This window comes from Parabacteroides sp. ZJ-118 (assembly GCF_011038785.1).
Lineage (GTDB): Bacteria > Bacteroidota > Bacteroidia > Bacteroidales > Tannerellaceae > Parabacteroides.
In genome coordinates this window covers 19,130-36,596 of record NZ_JAAKDT010000021.1, presented here as the reverse complement: position 1 = coordinate 36,596, position 17,467 = coordinate 19,130, and the positions used below count along the sequence as shown (strand labels likewise).

The following is a 17,467-nucleotide window of genomic DNA, read 5'->3' as shown; positions in this document are numbered from 1 at the left end:
TAAGGAATTATAATCTGCCTTAAGGTATAAGACTATGGGAAATTTCTTTACATCTTTATTCTCTTCTTCCAAACCGGCCGAGGCGACGGAGGATAGGGCGAAGAATGAGTTGAAGAACTTTGATATCTTGAAATACGACGGTATACGTGCCCAAAAGATGGGAAAACTCGCCTATGCGATCAAATGCTTTACGGAGTCGCTGAATATACAAGAGGATTTTGAGACGATGAGCTATCTCGTCTCCGCTTATACGATGGCGAACGAGCTGGGGAAAGCCGAAGAGGTGTTGAACCGGATGGTTGAGATGGAGCCGGATCATATCGCTACCCGCTTGACGCGGGTCAACTTATTGTTTATGTTGGATAAGGACGCGGAGGTCATAACGGATTGTTTGCACGTGATTGAACTAGAACCCTCTAATCATGTCGCTTATTTCATGATGGCAAAAGCGAAGAAAGCGACGAATGACCTATTTGGCGCTATCGCCGACCTGACGAGGTCGATCACCTTGAAGGAGGATTTCGCCGATGCTTATTTGTCACGTGCGGAGATTCTTTTAGGAATGGGACAAGCTAAAGAGGCGCTGCCCGATGTGAAAAAAGCGGTCGAGATCGTGCCGGAGGAGGAAAGTTCTTACCTGCTAAGAGGACGTATTCATCTGGCTTTAGGAAATATCGATGCCGCGAATTCTGATTTCCAGCAGGCCCTGGATCTAAATCCGTTTAATGAGGACGCTTGTATCTTGTCCGGTCAGTTATTGATCGAACAAAAGAAATATGACGAGGCGATCGCTTTCTTTGATGAGGCGATCGAGACGAATCCGTCTTTTGCCAAGGCTTATAGCGAGCGTGGGCGAGCCAAGAATCTGAAAGGTGATAAGGCCGGTGCGTTCGAGGATCTGAAGAAATCTCTGGAACTGAATCCGGAAGGCGAGGAGGCCCGGAAGATGAACGGGCAGCATTCGAATTTCGATGACATGTATAAAGGGGGAATCTTTTGACTCCCCTCTTTTTAAGTCCGCGCTAGCACTCCGCTATCTCTTCTGGAGAGAGTCCTGCGCGATTCGCTATGGTCTCGATGACGATGACGCTCCTTTGATATTTAAAAAAATCGCACGACCTTTTGTTTATTAAAAAAAAGGCTCTATCTTTGCAGCCCGAATAAGTATGCGAATAATAATAAATTAATATAGAAAGATGAAAAGAACATTCCAACCTTCCAACCGGAAAAGAAAGAACAAGCATGGCTTCCGTTCAAGAATGGCTACCGCTAATGGCCGTAGAGTATTGGCGTCTCGTCGTGCGAAGGGCAGAGCGAAATTGACGGTATCAGACGAATACAACGGATAAGCAATCCCGTCCTGAAGATTTATAGAGAAAGTAGAGGTTTTTTTCCTAAAAAGCCTTTACTTTCTTTGTTTTTGTAGTATTGCTCCGGTGGATATTGGTCTATATGCCGTTTTTTTTCTACTTTTGAACCGCCTACAAACACATACATGAAATGAGTAACTTTTTTGTAAAACTGATAAAGAATCCATTTGTCATCAATCTCTTGCTGGTGATAGTCGTGTCGTGCGGCGTTGTTTATGGCGTGCTGGCGTGGCTGGATTCTTATACCCGCCATAATCAAGCGGTGGTCGTCCCGGACGTGAAAGGAATGAAGCTGGAGGAGGCCGCTGAGTTTTTCCGGAATAACAAGCTGCGCTATAACGTGATCGATTCCGTCTTCTCGAAAGAGGTGGCTCCGGGTTCCATCGTGGAGTTGGTGCCCGGTGTCGGATCGAAGGTGAAAGAGGGACGGATCCTATTTGTTACGATTAACGCGTTGACCTCCCAGATGGCCGCGATACCGGAGGTGGAAGACTTATCTTTCCGTCAGGCGTATGCCTTACTGCGGGCCCGCGGCTTCTCGTCGGTTGAGATCGAATATGTGCCGGGCGATTATAAAGATTTGGCGATGGGGGTGGAGTTAAACGGGCGTACCTTGCTCAAGGGGGAACAGGTACCGTTGACCGCTCATCTCGTATTGAAAGTAAGCAGTGGCGATCCGAATATGCTTCCCGACTCATTGGCTTTGGATAGTATTCCGGTAGAACCCTTGGATAGTGATATAGAAAACTGGTTTTAAGGGAATGGACGAGTTTTTGGACGATAGGGATGATGAACAGGTAGACGACCTGCTGATGCCGGAAGAAGACGAAACATCGTCGAACCAGCTGTATGAGCACTTCCGCTTCGTGGCGGACAAGGGGCAGTCCCTGCTCCGGGTGGACAAATTCCTGGTCGACCGGATGATGGGCGCCACCCGTAACCGCATCCAATTGGCGGCGGAGGTGGGTTGTATCCGGGTGAACGACAAGCCGGTGAAAAGCAATTACCGGGTGAAACCCTTGGACGTGGTTTCTATCGTGATGGATCGCCCGCGCCGGGAACTGGAGATTATCCCCGAAGAAATCCCTTTGAATATCGTCTATGAGGACGACGACCTGCTGGTGGTCGACAAGCCGGCGGGGCTGGTCGTTCATCCCGGGCACGGCAACTACACCGGCACGCTGGTGAACGCCCTCGCCTGGTACCTGAAGGACGACCCTGCCTACGACCCCAACGACCCCGCCTTGGGACTCGTCCACCGCATCGACAAAGATACCTCCGGCCTGCTGGTGGTCGCCAAGAAGCCCGAGGCGAAGGCCCACCTCAGCCTGCAGTTCTTCCACAAGACCACCCGGCGCGCATACCGCGCCTTGGTATGGGGCATCGTGCGGGAAGACGAGGGGCGGATCGAGGGCAATATCGGTCGTAACCCCCGCGACCGCATGCAGATGGCGGTCTTTCCGGAGGGCGACCAGGGGAAGACGGCGGTCACCCATTATACCGTCCTGGAGCGCCTGGGCTACGTGAGCTTGGTGGAGTGCCGTCTGGAGACGGGGCGCACGCACCAGATCCGGGTCCACATGAGGCACATCGGGCATACCCTCTTCAACGACGAGCGGTATGGCGGGAACGAGATCCTGAAAGGGAACACCACCACCAAGTACAAACAATTCGTGCAAAACTGCTTCGCCATCTGCCCGCGCCAGGCATTGCATGCCAAGACGCTCGGCTTCGTCCATCCGACCACCGGCAAGGAGATGTTTTTCGATTCCGAGATACCGGCCGACATGGCCGCGTTGGTCGACAGATGGCGCGTATATGCAACTACTAAAGAACTATAGATGATGAAAAGGAACATTGCTATTGTTGCCGGAGGCGATTCCTCCGAGATCGTTATTTCATTGAAAAGCGCGGAAGGAATCTACTCCTTTCTTGATAAAGAGAAATATAATGTATATATTGCCATCGTCAAGCGAGACGAATGGGCGGTACGGCTCCCCGGCGGGGAACACGCGCCGATCGACAAGAATGATTTCAGCTTCCGGGAGAACGGTGTGGTGAGGCATTTCGACTTCGCCTACATCACGATCCACGGGACGCCGGGTGAGGACGGGCGGCTGCAAGGCTACTTCGACCTGATCGGGATGCCCTACTCCTCCTGCGGGATGCTGGTGAGCGCCCTGACCTTCAATAAATATGTGTGCAACCACTATTTGAAAGGCTTCGGCGTGAACATCGCCCCCTCCATCCACCTGTTCAAGGGAGAGACGGTGACGGACGACGAGGTGGTCCGCCAGCTGGGCCTTCCGCTCTTCGTGAAGCCCAACGACGGCGGCAGCAGCTTCGGGGTGACGAAGGTAAAGGAGGCCTCGGGCATCCAACCCGCCATCGCCAAGGCCTTCGGCGAAGGACGGGAGGTGGTCATCGAACGTTTCATCGATGGGACCGAGGTGACCTGCGGCTGCTACAAGGCCGCCGGCAAGGCGGTCGTCTTCCCGCTGACCGAGGTGGTTACGGATAACGAGTTCTTCGACTTCGACGCCAAGTACAACGGGCAGGTACAGGAGATCACCCCCGCCCGCATCTCCGCCGAGCTGGCGGAGAAGGTGCGACGCGAGACCCTGCGGATCTACGGCCTGCTGGGCGCCAAGGGGCTGATCCGTGTCGATTACATCCTCCCGCCGGACGGCGAGCCGGTCCTGCTGGAGGTCAACACGACGCCCGGCATGACGGCGACCAGCTTCATCCCGCAGCAGGTGCGGGCCGCCGGCCTGGAGATCCGGGAGGTCTTGACAGACATTATAGAAAGCGAGTTTAACTAAGAGTCAATGATAAAGAGATGGAAGTTCCTATGAATGATTTCGACGATATCCGTCCGCTGAACAACGACGAGGTGAAAGAGGCGATCGAATCGCTGATTGCCAATGAAGATTTCGAGCGGGCCTTCCGGTACATCTACCCGGACGTGAATTGGAAAGAGTTTTCAGCCACCATGCGTTCCTTCAAGACCAAAGAGGACTTCAAGGCGAAGCTGGCGTACGAGGCGGTGATGACGGTGGCGAAGAAGACCACCTTCTCGCTGACGATCTCCGGCCGCAGCCGCCTGCCGAAAGACAAGAAGCCCTGCACCTTCATCTCCAACCACCGCGACATCGTATTGGATGCCTCCTTCTTGAACGTCATGCTCTACGACGTAGGCTACGGCATGACGCAGGTGGCGATCGGCAACAACCTGCTGATCCGTCCGTGGATCGAGACGCTCGTCCGCCTGAACAACAGCTTTATCGTGAAGCGCGGCGTCTCCGTCCGCCAGATGTTGGAGGTCAGCAAGACCCTTTCCGCCTATATCCATCACGCGATCAAGGAGACGAAAGAGTCCGTCTGGATCGCCCAGCGCGAGGGCCGCGCCAAGGATTCGGACGACCGTACGCAGGGCAGCGTGTTGAAGATGCTGAGCATCGGCGGCGATAAGGGGAACCTGCTGTTGAACCTGATGGATCTGAACATCGTCCCCGTCTCCATCTCTTACGAGTTCGATCCCTGCGACTACCTCAAGGCGAAGGAGTTCCAGATGAAGCGGGACAACCCCGACTTCGTCAAGAGCCAGCGCGATGACCTGCTGAGCATGGAGACCGGCATCCTCAGCGACAAGGGACGCGTCCATTTCACCCTGGCGTCGCCCATCAACGGCTCCCTGGCCCGGTTGGATCCCGGCATGGAGAAGAACGAGCTGGTCGGCGCCATCGCCGCCATCATCGACCGGGAGATCTACAAGCACTACCGCTTCTACCCCTGCAACTACGTGGCGTATGACCTGCTGCACGGCACCCGCCGTTTCCAGGCGCACTACGGCCCGAAGGACAAGCAGCGGTTCGAGGACTACCTGCGGGGGCAGCTGGACAAGATCGTCTTGCCGGACAAGGACGAGGCGTTCCTGCGCAAGAAGCTCCTGGAGATGTATTCCAACCCGTTGAAGAACCATCTGGTCACTTTATAGGCCGTCCCTGTCGGCCGTTCTGGGGCGATCCGCCTTTCGATCCCCCCTTTTTGGCGAGCCTGCCGCCTTCGGCAGCACCCACCGGAAAGGGGGGATTTTTTTGTGGACGGGGAAACCCTTCGGGGGGCATATCGCCGGCATAGGGGGGTATAATTCATACGAATAGCGCCATTGTTGAGACGTTGTTGAGAGGATTGCTCAAAAAAGTATTCGTCGTATAAGGATAGGAATCGTTTTCTTTGGGGCTGACAAAAATAAAACGACATGGAAGAGTCTTACTTGCGGATTTTGATGGTGTGCGCGATGCTGCCGCTTCTCCTCAGCGGGGTCGGCTGGTTGCTGGTGTGGCGGCGGTTGAGCCGGCGGATCGACGAGCGGATCGACGAGTGTCTCGGCGGGTTGGAGGGGTTGTTGGAGCGCCACGCCGCCGAGTGTCCGCTGCGGAAGGAGAACCTGCTTGCCTCGTGCCTCCCCGCCGATCCGGACCGGAAAAAGGACGGGGCGTTTCACCGCTCCTTCCGGACGACCTACCCGGGGTTCCTGCCGCGGCTCAGGGAGCGGGTGCCGGGTATCACGCCGGTGGAGGAGACCCTTTGCATGCTGATCAAGATGAACCTGAGCAACCGGGAGATCGCCGACAAGATGTCCATCTCCGTCGGGAGCCTGCATACCACCCGCTACCGGCTGAAGCAGAAGATGCTGCCGGAGGATGCCAAGGTCCTGGACGACTGGGTGCGGGCGATCGAGTAGCGCTGCCCCCGCGGGACGGCGAACGAATGAATCCTTAATTTTACAAATCCTATAAACACAACACGTATGAAAAGGAAATCTTTGTTTCTCGGCGCCTTGGCGCTGGTGGCGTCGGCCTTCCTCGCGGGATGTTCCGACGATGACACGACGGTGTACGTCCCCCAGCGGGTGACGGAGTTCGACCTCGCCGTCGGGCCGGAGGGCAGCCGCCTGTTTATCATCTGTCCGTGGGAGGGCGAGATCGCCATCCCGGTGGACAACGACCGCGTCGGCGACGTCGAGCTGGGCGGTACCTATTTTGACTACGAGATAAGGCAGGGGGCGGAGGGCCGCTTCCTCGTGCTCAACCTCAAGCAGGGGGTGGAGCGCAAGCCCTTCCTCGAGAAGATCGCCCTGCGGGGAGGCGCCGCCAAGTCGGCCGACGCCCCGGCGGACACCCTCTACCTCGTCTCGCAACCCCGGCTGGACGGATCCGCGTCGGCCGACGCCCCGGGCTACATGCACAACATCGGCAAGACGATCAACACGACCGGCGATATCTTCGCCGCCCCCAACGAGCCTTTCCTCGATTTCAACCTGATCTACGGCACCGAGGCCTTCGTGAAGACCCCGCATGCCGAGTCGTGGGGGCGCGAGCGCTCCGGCGTCGACTACCGGGAGCTGGTGGACAACATGTGGCAGGAGTTCGGCGTATCGGCGAGCAACCTCGGCTTCATCCACCAGGGCGCGCCCGATCTGTCGACCTCGAAGCTCTTCTCCGGCTCGCTCGAGGAGCGGTTCCAGCACAACCGCACCTCCTCCAACCGCTTCGAGTATCATGTCGACATCCATGTCAAGCCGATGGTGGAGCTGCACCTGGCCACCGCCATCTATACCGCCGACACCAATCCCGACCTTTTCCTGCCGTTCCTCACCACCACCGCCTCGCGCCTGCTGAATGATCCCGGCAGCGACCTCTACAAGCGCTACGACAACTCCAAGGAGGGCATCTACAAGCTTTACGATACCTATGGCACGCACGTGCTGGTGGGAGGGGTCTTCGGCGGAAGCTATACCTATGTATACAGCCGCAAGGAGAACTACTACTATGACGAGACGGTGGTCGCCGCCGAGGTGGACCTCTCTGTCAAGGCGGAGGCGCAGCCGGGAGCGGGCGAGAACTGGCTCCAGACCTACTACCGGGTGATGGGCACGCACGGCGGCAAGATCGGCGCCGGGGGCGGCAGCACGAAGTCGGAGCTGAACGAGCACATGTCGGAGGAGAGCATCATGATCATCACCGGCGGCAACGCCTCCATGGACTTCGAGAGTTGGGACCAGTCTATCGCCGACGAGAACAGCAACCTTCACCTCGTCAGCTACGCCCCCAGGGGCGATACCACCAAGTGCTTCCTGGTCCCCCTCTATTTCCTGACGAAGAACCAGCCGCGGCGGGACGCGCTGATGGAGCACCTCAACGCCTACGTGGATGACCACTCGAAGCTGGCGGACAAGCCGAAGCTGGTCGTGGCGGACTTCATGATGCTCCGTGCCAAGAACGGCTATCAAGAACAACCGGAGCAACGCGTGATGGTAGGGCCGGACGGCATGACGAAGCGCATCTATACCCCACTCGTGGCCAACAGCAAGGCGCCCGGCGACGAGCGGAAGGGGTGCATGCTGGAGACCTCGTCGGCCAATTACATCGCCGTGAGCGACGCGACCGACCAGCTTTGGTGGGTAGCCCTCGATTTTGTGGACGAGTGCGACCCGATCACCAACATCCGCTTCCTCGATAGCGACGCCGCCCGCAGCGCCGGCTATACCATCCGGGGCGACAATGCCGACTCGGGCATGAACTGGTCGGCCATCGATAACCATTACGTCTCCCTCAAGTTCGCCGAGGAGGCCGACCGCGAGGCCGGGCGTGTCATCACCGGCGTGGGCGTCGCCCGCGAGAGCGGGGACCAGTATTCCGTCATCGCCTCCTCGCCGGGCACCGATATGCTCATGCCCTATACCCTGACGCAAACGCAATTCGAGCGTTTCTGGGGGACGACGAACTATCGCGCGGGCGACCAAAAGCCCTATATCCTCGGAGCCGGCGACCCGTACCGCCCGAACAAGTATGACAGCTGGTTCGGCGATCATCTGGCGGGCCATAACGGCGAGTGGATCCTGCCCGTCTTCGTGTACGAGGCGCTCGACCGCCCCTTGAAGGCCCAGAAGGCGCAAAACTGGTAAAACCCCTCGGGAGCGATCGCTACGACCGTAGCGGCCCCTCCCGAGCCCGCGATCCCGGGCGACGGTGGCGATGACACCGGCGACGGCGACCAAAGCCCGGACGAGATCTGATCCTTCCTTATGGGTACAAAGAAGTCCCCTCGAATCCGGCCCCAACCGGAAAACAAGGGGACTCTCGACTGATTAGGGTATATCTTGATTTATTTCAATTCCGGACCTCGGATATCTTCGTAATTGAAGCTGTCGCTCAAGAACTCCTCCTCGCTGAACTTATGGCCCTGCGGACCCCACTTGCCCATGGCGAACTTGGCGAGCATCTTCTGCGGCTTGAAACCGCTCATATCGCCGCCGGCGGCCGCTAGCGGAACGGGTTCCATCAGCTCGCGCATGGAATGCGGGTAATTCTCGTTGATCACCATGTTGCGATACAGGGCAAGGATTCCATCGCCATGCTCCTTACGGTTCCACTTCAGCAGATAGGTGCCGTCGTTGGCATCCGCCTTTGCTTGGAGATCGGCCAGCTTGGCGGAGTTGGCGTCCGCTATGACAAAGGTTACGAAACCCTCCTTGTCCAACTTCGGCATCTCTTCGTCGTAAATAGAGACGTACGAGTAGCTCTCGGCCGATCCCAGGCAGATGGACCAGTATCGTACGTCAGCCGTGGCGTACTCGCTTACGCTTTTCGGCGCCGTGGGAGGTATGAAGCGGAAAGTAGCCACCTCACCCTCGTTCAGTTTGATGCGGGCGAACAGGTATTCGGCCGGGCCGTTCGGGTACATCAGGCTCAGCGGGGCACGCATGAACGGGAGTTGCGGCAGATCGGCGGAGAAATTCATCGGCGGCATAATCAACGATTCGTGGATGTTGCAGACCTCGCGTTTCGGGAACTCCACGTCCTTGCCGGTAGTCACGTCGAACGCTTGGATAGCAGGCATCTCCGCGCCGCCATACTCATCGCCGCTATATTGTTTCGCCAAGTAAAGACGCATGAAAATGGAGACCATGTTGAGATCGTCCGGAAATTCGCATACGTTCTTCATCGAGGCGCGCATGCTGGCAGGAGTGCCGGCGGGAATGATGTAAACCGTGTAGCCGTTCGACGCGTAGTCGCTCGTCTCCGTCACATACGGGTTGATGGCGTTCTCGTCGGGTTGGATGTTTACGTCTTCAATGCTGGACATGTCCACCTGGGTCTCGTCGTTGTAAACCGTGAAGTTGAAGAAACGCGCCTTCGGGAACTTTCCGGTCAGGCGAAGGCCGATGTTGGGATGATCCTTGTAGGAATAGGTGTATTCCCAATAATTGGCGTAGATATCAGGAAACGCCAAAAGGGACTGATCGTCGCCCCGAAGCGTCTTGCCCCATTGCTCCTTGGGCGCCGGGTTGACGATTGGAGGGGTATCCTCAGCGTTGTCATCGTCGGGCGTCGGGTTGATGATTTCAGGAATATCCTCATCGTCGTCGCAGGCGGTGAAGGATCCCATCGTAAGGGCTGCCAACATTAAGTAAAAAATCTTCTTCATGATTCTATTCAATAATTAATCTTGTTAGTAAAATGCGAATGCGAAGGTATCTCATTTCCAATCAGGGTTGACCGATCGCCGATAAAAAAACGTGGATAAGACCACAAAATCCTATAAATGGAACAACTAAAAGGGGTATCCGATGGCCAGATGATAGCCCATGCCGTCCTTGAACTTCGGGAGATTGTAATACCCTTTCTTCCCGGTATCGTAAGGGAGGTGCAGGCCGATACCCACGTCGAAACGGATGACGATAAAGGTCAGGTCGTAACGCAGGCCGAAGCCGGTACCCAGGGCCAGATCCTTGAGGAAGCTCCCCCGCCTCAGTTGTCCGCCGGGCCGTTCCGGGTCGTCGCGGATCAGCCAGATGTTGCCGCTGTCGAGGAAAGTGGCTCCGTACAGGTCGCCCAGGATCGGGAAGCGGTATTCGAGGTTGGCCTCGAAGGCAAGATCGCCCGTGCGGTCGATATACGCGTACTTATGGTCGTCGCTGTCCGGATAGTAACGTCCGGGGCCGATGCTACGGATCGTGAAAGCGCGGATGCTATTCGCGCCGCCGATGTAGAATTGCTCGTTATAAGGCGCGGTGCGGGCGTTGCCGTAGCTGTAGATGGCGCCGGCCATTAACCGGCCGACCAGATGCTGCTTGTGCCCGAGGGCGTAGTCATAGCGTATCTCGGCGGTCCCCTTGATGAACTGGGCGAAGGGGTTGCCGAGTAGTTTCTTATCCTCCTGACTGAATTTCTTCCCGGCCAACGCGTAAATCCCATCCAAGATGAGACCCGCCTGGGTGACGGATGCCTGCCACCAAAGATGGTTCCGCCGAGTGGTAATCGGGGAGTCGTCATAGGTATAGGTATAGCTCATGGCCGGGATGAATTGATCTTGCAAACTCTTCTTCAAGGCCTTGTTCACGTCGGTAATGCTGTCGAACTCGTGCGTGGTGTGCTGGAGCAGGTTGAACGTCAGCTTGAAAGGGGTGATGGAATGACGAGACGTGGCGGTAGGCTGGAACTCATACGAGGCATCGCCGCCGAATGCCAGCAGCTGGAAGAAACGGGCCCGGTTCATCTGGTCCGCGTAGAGGCGGAAGGTGGTGCTGGCCGGGAAATTCAGGTCTCGTTGACTGAACGTGGGGAACAATACCCGCGGGAAGGTCAGCGTGGTTGTCAGACCCAACTCGTAACTGTTGATCTTGGAGCTGCTGCCATCCAGCTTGTTCCCGGTCTGCCATTCGTAAGAGCCGCGGAGCTTCACGCCGAAGGTCTCGCCCCCTCCGAAGAGGTTTCGTTTGGTCACGCTGAAAATGGCGCCCGGCCCCACCTGGTCGTTGCTCTTGGCGGTGACGTTCAACTCGAGCTCGCCATCCAACGGAAGATCGTAGACCGTATTGATCCGTACGTCCAGCGTATCTTGGCGGGGCAGGGTGTCGCGGGGGGAATAGTGCAACTCGGCGTAGCGGAAGATACCCAGGCGAGACAGGGCGGTTTGCGTCCGCTCCTGTGCCCGCTGGCTGTAAAGCTCGCCCGGCTTGAAGTATAAACGGTTGTAGATGACCGAGGGGCGTACCCTTAGCTTGCCCTCGTAATGGATCGTAAGATCCTTGTAGCGGATCGAGTCCGTAGGGGGTTCGTTCCGGTAGCCGTTGAGCCAGACGGAGATCTCCCCGAGCTTCCAAGGGCGCAGGGCCGAGGGGGGAAGGCTCTCCTTCGGAGCCACCCGCAGGGCCACTTTCCCCGGGCTCAGCAACGTATCCGCCTGGTAAGTGATGAAATCGGGGCGGAAATAGTAATAGCCGTTGTCGCGGAGCAGGGAGGAGATGCGCTCCCGCTCGGCTTGCAACCGGACAACATTGAAATGCGCTCCTTCGCGGAGGATGCGGTCGCCGCTCGCGGCATCGATCAAGGAGTCGACGCAGTGACGGATCGGGACGTATCGGATGCTGTCCAGCGTATACGCATCGTTCATGGTGACGCGATATGCCAGCTTCGCCTTCCGGGGATTCTTCGGATCGGGAATGACCTCGAAAGCGGTCTCGCCCTTGAAATAACCGTACTCGTTCAGTAGATTCCGGGCTACCTTGACGCGGACCTCCGGGTTCACGGTGGTGATCAGCACCGGTTTCGCCGCCAATTGGTTGAAGATCCACTTGCCGACCTTCCCCTTCTTGTTCACGAAAGCGTTGTAAACCCACAGGCCGAAAGGAAAGGGCACCCGGATCGAGGAGCTTCCCAGCAAGGCGTTGTTGGGGGGATAGGCCAGGGCGGCCTCGATCTCTTCCAAAGCGGTCTCGCCGGGTGGGGTCTTATCTTCGTTCCTCACCTCTATTTCCCGGATACCGGTATAGAGGACCGCCCCCTCGGGAAGGTGCTTCGTGGTGGAGCAAGCGGCGAGGATAAGTAGGGATAGCAGGAGGCTCCCGGCGGCGACGCGTGGCGGCCTGCGGGTAGGCGTCATCGCCCGATAAGGCGAGGTGCCCTGCCTGAAATAGGTTAAAATGCTTCTCATTCCGTTTCTTTTTCGTCGTTTATGGGTTTCACTTTCGTCTTCTTGAAGTTGAATAGTTCCCGGAGGCGCATCATCTTCTTACGGAGCACGATGCCCGCCCCGGTCTCCGTGATCTCGCCTTCCAGCAGGCTTTCGTAGTTCTTGTCGTGGAAGAGCTTGACGTACCGGGAGCCGCTGCTGTCCAGCCGGTATTCTACGGATACGTTGTCGATGAACGGCTGCGCCTGCCCGTTGTTGATGTTCTCGCCGGTAGAGATACGACCGCCCAGGACCACGCGGATGCGGTCATTGTAGAATCGCTTGGCGAAGCGGAAGGAGTAGTCGGTACGGGTACCGCCTCCGGCGTCGCCATTATCATCGTACGTCTCCATGCCGAAACTGATATCCACGGACTTCAAGGCGCTTCCGGCGATGTTGTTGATCTCGCTTTGCAAGAAGTTGGTCAAGGCGTCTCCCATATTCACGTTTACCTTGCCGTCGCCGCCGCCGCCAAGGTACATACCGGTCACAAGCATGCTGACGGCCAGCTTCGCCCGTTCCTCCGGACCTTTCAGGGTCAGCTCCTCTTGCATCGCCAGGTCTTCCGGGGCGGTAAGGGTAAATTGCAGCCCCAGGTTCTCCAGTCGCTGGGTCAGTTCGATGCCTACGTCGAAATTCACCGGGCGGGGAGAGGATTGCCCGGTGAGGGTGACGGACGTACGGACTCGCTCGGTGGCCGTAAGGTGCAGGATCGGGTCCATCGGGTCGCCCGTCCATTCTACGTAGCTGCCCTCCTGTACGTTGAACTCCTTCAACGGGATAACCGGGATGGCGTATTTGACGGTCCCGCCGGATAGCGTGTAGCGTCCGCTCAAGAGCATATCGCCTTGCGGGGTATACTGGAAGGACAGATCGCCGCCACCTTCCAGGCGGATATGGTTGGACGGGTCAGGACTCAGGTCTACGTTCGCTTGTACGGCGGGATCGATGCGGATCGTCATCAACAGGTCCATCCCCCCCACCGGCAACGGGGGCTTGCGAGGCATGCGCCGGCGCAGGGTATCCGAGAAAGAGGTGAAGGTTACCAGGTCCGACATGCGGTCTTGCACGGTCAGCGGGGAGTCTTTCAGTACGTAGGTGATATTCGTCCCGCCCAATAATTGCAAGTCTCCCCGCGTGGTTAAGGCGTCCAACGGTCCGCGTGCGGTAGCGTTCAGGTTGACGAACAGCTTCCCGTAGACAAGGCTTTCCTCGTTTTTCCTGGCGTTCAGCAGTTGCGAATGATTCGCCGTCAATTTAAGATCGGCGGTCATCCGGGATAAATCGTTGAAGTCCACCGTCCCGTTGATGATAAACGGTTGCTTGTTGTAGGCGTAAATGCCGTATTGGTCGAACAAAATCCGGTTCTGCTTTATCGCTATCTTCTTGTCGTCGAAACGGAAGGTAGAGCCTACGGCGCCTACATAGACGGAGGCGGAATCGAGCACCAGATACCCCTCGGCCAGGGGCGTATCGCTTTGTCCGCTGATGGCGAGCGTGCCGTCGAGGTCTCCGCCCATTTTCGCCATGTCATCCGGAATGAACGGGTTGGCGATATCCAAGGGGAAGTGCATGAACTCGATTGTACCGCTGATAGAGTCGGTCTCGCCCGCCCGGTAGAAGGCGGTAATGGCGCTTACCTCTTTCCGGTCTCGGAAAAGGTGCATATCCATTTGGTGGTTCCCCCGCTCCAGAGGCAGATAGACCGCGTTGAACATGAGCTCGCCGACCCGCTCGTTCTCGTAATAGAGATCATCTGCGTTTATATCCGCTACGACCAGGAAGGCAGAGTCGGAAGGCGCATACTGGAAATCGGCGTTCAGGAGGCCTTTCATCGGCGGGAGATAACCGGATGCGTTGGAGATAATTCCTAGGTCGATCTGGTTCAACTCGGCGTGGACCTCCTTCCTCCCGTCGCTTCCCGCTTGGGAGTGTATCCAGAGGGCGGCGTTGTTCTCTCCGCTGAGTCGCAGGTTCGCCTCGATATCCTTCAGGCCGCGTACCGCGACGTAATTGTCCGGGTTCAGCTTGAAAGGGCGGAATGCGAGGATCGGGTCATCGGGGAAGAGATGGAACTTGACCCCGTCTGGTATCTTGTCGGCCCGGATCCCGAGCGACAGGCCGGTCTTACCTTTCCCGTCCTTGAAATAGAGGCGGGCGTCGCCGAAGCCCGGACGTATCTGCCCCTCCAGCCCGGCGCTGAAGGGGGGTTGCCGCCTGTACGCATTCTTGATCGCTTGGGCGTGATAGCGTAGCCCGAGCGAATCTTGGCGCATCTCCGCCCGTAGGGTATCGATCCGCGTCGTATCCCGTGCCAGCTCGTAAACGAAGGCATCCATGCGTATACCCGTCTCCGGCGAGGTATAGGCGTTCATGGCGATGCTCTTGAAATCTACGTAATAGGTTTGGAGATAGTTGTAGATCGGATTGTCTTGCCCGGCCCGTACCTCGAGGTACATATCGGGGAGGAGCTGGCGAAGGATCTCCAGATTGACGCTCGAGTCTCGTTCCAACTGGAGGGCGATATCATCCGATACCTTGGTCAACTGATCTGCGATGTGATGTATGCAATCGTTACCCGTGAGGATGATCCCCAAATCTCCGGCGTGAAAAGACACGCGGGTGGTATCGGCATCTGTCCGGGCATGCAAGGTGAGCGTTTTCGGCTTGAAGCGTTGTTTCGAGGTGACGACCTCCCAGTTTCCCAGCGTAAGGTCTATCCTGTGGTTCTCCTCGAGATCGCTTTCCGCCTCGGCGAAGAGTTGGAAAGAGGTGGCGAAAGGATCTTCCATCAGGTGCATACCCCGTAAATCCGCGTTCTCCACATCCGCTATCAACATCGCTTTTACTTCTCGCTTGCGGAGGGTCGCGTTTAAGGAGACCTCCATTTTCGCCAACGGGTATTCGCTGAGCAAGTCTACTTGTAGCAAATTCTTTTCCAGAGAGCCCTCGATGGATATGTCCGATACCGATGAGGCGCCGTAGCGTATATCCGAAATCGTACCCTCCAGCTTGGCCCATGTCCGTTCAGCGAAAGGGTCCGTGCCCCGGCCTTCCGCTTTGACGGAGGCGGTCAGCCAAAACAGAGAGTCTTTGGGCATGAAATGGGTGGGTTCCAGGCTGTCGATCCGTAAATGAGCCTCGTAAGCTTGTTTCACCGGATCATAGCGGGCGGTTAGATCCACTTTGCCCTTATCTTGGGTAAGGAGAAGCTCCGCACGGTATTCCTGATTTGCGACCATAGCCTCTCCCTTCCACTGAATGCCTGCCGGAAGGGCGAACGGATCTCGTCGGGAGGCGGGAAGCAGGGCCAGCAAAAAATCCAGGTTGCCGGATCGGCCCTCGAATTGAACGTCACCGGTTCGCCGGATGCGATCTGTCACGGACTCTATGCTGCCCGTGACGTTCATCTGAAATGCTCCCGGCAGCACGATATCGCCTTGGGTGATACGCATACCGGAAAGGTTGCCTTCCACACCGGCCGTAATAACGAGCGACTTGTCCGGATAGGCTTGCTTGAAATCCTCCGGAAGGGGATCTGCCGCTATCAATAAATCTTCTTTCCCCAACGAGGCACTTAACCGGGCCTTCAGGCTCCCTAGCGGATGATCCTCAAAGGAGCTCCACGGGATGGTCGCAGTCAATCTCGCTTCTGAATTCGGGGTCTGGAGAAGCAGATCCGGTAAGTCGATCTGTTCAGAGTCGCTCCGGACATTTCCCGTCAATGCCGATACCTTGAGGCCGGAACGCTCTTCCGCGGAGAATGCCTTGATACGAGCGTTCATCTCTTTTCCATGATAGCGGATGGAATCGATAGCGGTGTTCAGGTTCGTCAAACGGATGTGGGAGAAATCGAGTCCTTGCTCGGGTGCTGCGTAATTTCCGTCATAAGCGAATGTGGAATTTGTCAGGTCAAAGTTTCCAGCCTGATACAGTTCCGCTCCAAGATCCGCGAGGCCGTTATTTAGCCCGGCTTTGTTTACGAAAGCAGTAAGTCGTAAAGAATCCGAGGGCATCTGTAAGGCGAAAGCTACCCGCTCCAAACGAATCTTATCCAGCTTGAGTATCCAGTTCAGAGGTGAGGATGTCGTGTCTTCTTTCGAGGTCGAGTCATTTAACAGAAGGGTGATGGCGGTATCGGATAGATCCACAATATTCAATGTGGCTTTCTCCTCGGACAGGTCTATACGATCGGCGTGCAGGTGAAGCTTCCCCAAGAATCCCTTGATTTCCATCCCTTCGATCATAGTCCCGGTATGAACCTTTACGTTCTGGAGATCGATGGCCTCTACCCATACTTGCTTCCGCAAGAGCGAAAGAGCGTGAACCCGTACCATCAAGCTTTGTAGACTTAATAAGGTATCGGCAGGAGGATTCACGACCTCGACACCCTTAACCGTAAGGTCTAACGGGAAAGATAGCCTGATCTGTTCGACCCCGATTTGCATACCCGTCGCTTTCCCCGCGTATTCGGTCGCTTTTCGTACTGCGAAGTTTTGGAAAGGAGGTATATACAGTAATATGGAGAGCAACAATACCCCTGCGATCGGTATTAGGCATATCACCCCTATCCGTTTAATCCATACTCTCATGTTGATATGTTTCTCTTTTTCTTATCTGCTTGTTTTTATGACGATCGCTCCGTTCGCGCCTCTTACTCCGTATTCACCGGCGAATGCTATGCCGCTCATCTTTCGTTGCAGGCAATAGAGATCCCGGCATCCGGTTTTCTGCATCTCTTCTTTACTCATAACGCTTGAGCCCACTGTTTTGTTTCGTTCCCTTTCCTTAATTTCTTTCAGGGCCTCGTCCGGTTGAAAACGACGCTCTGCGTTGAATGTGCGATTATTCTGCGCCAAAAGTATTTGACCGCTGAATAATAAGAGGATGATTGAGTAATAAGGCATCGTTTTCACGACTCAGTCTTTTTAGTTGGACATAATACAAAGATAACATAATATTTCTTAGAGGCAGCGTTTGAGGACAAATTCGTAATAGGTATTGTTTTTATATTCACGACTATATTATAACTTGAAAAAACACAGCGATGGAATTTTATAGGATTCGCGGCTAAAATC

General features: G+C 56.3%; 12 protein-coding genes. 8 read left to right on the top strand and 4 right to left on the bottom strand.

The genetic code is table 11. The features are described 5' to 3' along the window. Window positions 1-34: 34 nt before the first annotated feature. The 8 genes from G7Y39_RS07235 (at window position 35) to G7Y39_RS07200 (ending at window position 8,340) form a co-directional block, all read left to right on the top strand. On the top strand, window positions 35-1,000 hold the full coding sequence (locus G7Y39_RS07235; RefSeq protein WP_165156497.1) for a tetratricopeptide repeat protein: 966 nt from the start codon (window positions 35-37) through the stop codon (window positions 998-1,000). Window positions 1,001-1,196: 196 nt separating this feature from the next. Beyond that, a complete protein-coding gene (gene rpmH / locus G7Y39_RS07230) occupies window positions 1,197-1,349 on the top strand; it encodes a 50S ribosomal protein L34 (RefSeq protein WP_005633099.1) in 153 nt (50 codons plus the stop codon). Window positions 1,350-1,500: 151 nt separating this feature from the next. Continuing rightward, entirely contained in the window at window positions 1,501-2,127 is a 627-nt protein-coding gene (locus G7Y39_RS07225) for a PASTA domain-containing protein (RefSeq protein WP_165156496.1), read from the top strand. A 4-nt stretch (window positions 2,128-2,131) separates the two neighbouring features. After that, window positions 2,132-3,211 carry an RluA family pseudouridine synthase gene (locus tag G7Y39_RS07220; protein ID WP_165156495.1) on the top strand — a complete coding sequence of 360 codons (1,080 nt, stop codon included), beginning with the start codon at window positions 2,132-2,134 and terminating at the stop codon, window positions 3,209-3,211. A gap of 3 nt (window positions 3,212-3,214) precedes the next feature. After that, a complete protein-coding gene (locus tag G7Y39_RS07215) occupies window positions 3,215-4,192 on the top strand; it encodes a D-alanine--D-alanine ligase (RefSeq protein ID WP_165156516.1) in 978 nt (325 codons plus the stop codon). Window positions 4,193-4,209: 17 nt separating this feature from the next. Then, window positions 4,210-5,367 carry a 1-acyl-sn-glycerol-3-phosphate acyltransferase gene (locus G7Y39_RS07210; protein WP_165156494.1) on the top strand — a complete coding sequence of 386 codons (1,158 nt, stop codon included), beginning with the start codon at window positions 4,210-4,212 and terminating at the stop codon, window positions 5,365-5,367. A 264-nt stretch (window positions 5,368-5,631) separates the two neighbouring features. Next, window positions 5,632-6,117 (top strand): helix-turn-helix transcriptional regulator, encoded by a 486-nt coding sequence (locus tag G7Y39_RS07205; RefSeq protein WP_165156493.1) that lies wholly within the window; start codon window positions 5,632-5,634, stop codon window positions 6,115-6,117. Window positions 6,118-6,183: 66 nt separating this feature from the next. Continuing rightward, window positions 6,184-8,340, top strand: a complete 2,157-nt coding sequence (locus G7Y39_RS07200) for an MAC/perforin domain-containing protein (protein ID WP_165156492.1) — start codon at window positions 6,184-6,186, stop codon at window positions 8,338-8,340. A 200-nt stretch (window positions 8,341-8,540) separates the two neighbouring features. On the opposite strand, the gene G7Y39_RS07195 is transcribed toward G7Y39_RS07200, so the two are convergent. From G7Y39_RS07195 to G7Y39_RS07180, 4 genes are all read right to left on the bottom strand, one after another. Continuing rightward, on the bottom strand, window positions 8,541-9,863 hold the full coding sequence (locus G7Y39_RS07195) for a hypothetical protein (RefSeq protein ID WP_165156490.1): 1,323 nt from the start codon (window positions 9,861-9,863) through the stop codon (window positions 8,541-8,543). Between the two features lie 126 nt (window positions 9,864-9,989). Then, window positions 9,990-12,320 carry a BamA/TamA family outer membrane protein gene (locus G7Y39_RS07190; RefSeq protein WP_165156514.1) on the bottom strand — a complete coding sequence of 777 codons (2,331 nt, stop codon included), beginning with the start codon at window positions 12,318-12,320 and terminating at the stop codon, window positions 9,990-9,992. Window positions 12,321-12,367: 47 nt separating this feature from the next. Continuing rightward, a complete protein-coding gene (locus G7Y39_RS07185) occupies window positions 12,368-16,981 on the bottom strand; it encodes a translocation/assembly module TamB domain-containing protein (RefSeq protein WP_165156488.1) in 4,614 nt (1,537 codons plus the stop codon). 21 nt (window positions 16,982-17,002) lie between these two features. Further along, on the bottom strand, window positions 17,003-17,296 hold the full coding sequence (locus G7Y39_RS07180; protein WP_241159978.1) for a hypothetical protein: 294 nt from the start codon (window positions 17,294-17,296) through the stop codon (window positions 17,003-17,005). Between the last annotated feature and the right edge of the window lie 171 nt (window positions 17,297-17,467).

Excerpts from the sequence above, each read along its gene's own strand:
- G7Y39_RS07235 (WP_165156497.1), top strand. The coding sequence starts at position 35 with ATGGGAAATTTCTTTACATCTTTATTCTCTTCTTCCAAACCGGCCGAG.
- rpmH (WP_005633099.1), top strand. The coding sequence starts at position 1,197 with ATGAAAAGAACATTCCAACCTTCCAACCGGAAAAGAAAGAACAAGCAT.
- G7Y39_RS07220 (WP_165156495.1), top strand. The coding sequence starts at position 2,132 with ATGGACGAGTTTTTGGACGATAGGGATGATGAACAGGTAGACGACCTG.
- G7Y39_RS07180 (WP_241159978.1), bottom strand. The coding sequence starts at position 17,296 with ATGCCTTATTACTCAATCATCCTCTTATTATTCAGCGGTCAAATACTT.
- G7Y39_RS07200 (WP_165156492.1), top strand. The coding sequence starts at position 6,184 with ATGAAAAGGAAATCTTTGTTTCTCGGCGCCTTGGCGCTGGTGGCGTCG.
- G7Y39_RS07205 (WP_165156493.1), top strand. The coding sequence starts at position 5,632 with ATGGAAGAGTCTTACTTGCGGATTTTGATGGTGTGCGCGATGCTGCCG.
- G7Y39_RS07190 (WP_165156514.1), bottom strand. The coding sequence starts at position 12,320 with ATGACGCCTACCCGCAGGCCGCCACGCGTCGCCGCCGGGAGCCTCCTG.
- G7Y39_RS07215 (WP_165156516.1), top strand. The coding sequence starts at position 3,215 with ATGAAAAGGAACATTGCTATTGTTGCCGGAGGCGATTCCTCCGAGATC.
- G7Y39_RS07185 (WP_165156488.1), bottom strand. The coding sequence starts at position 16,981 with ATGAGAGTATGGATTAAACGGATAGGGGTGATATGCCTAATACCGATC.
- G7Y39_RS07225 (WP_165156496.1), top strand. The coding sequence starts at position 1,501 with ATGAGTAACTTTTTTGTAAAACTGATAAAGAATCCATTTGTCATCAAT.
- G7Y39_RS07210 (WP_165156494.1), top strand. The coding sequence starts at position 4,210 with ATGGAAGTTCCTATGAATGATTTCGACGATATCCGTCCGCTGAACAAC.
- G7Y39_RS07195 (WP_165156490.1), bottom strand. The coding sequence starts at position 9,863 with ATGAAGAAGATTTTTTACTTAATGTTGGCAGCCCTTACGATGGGATCC.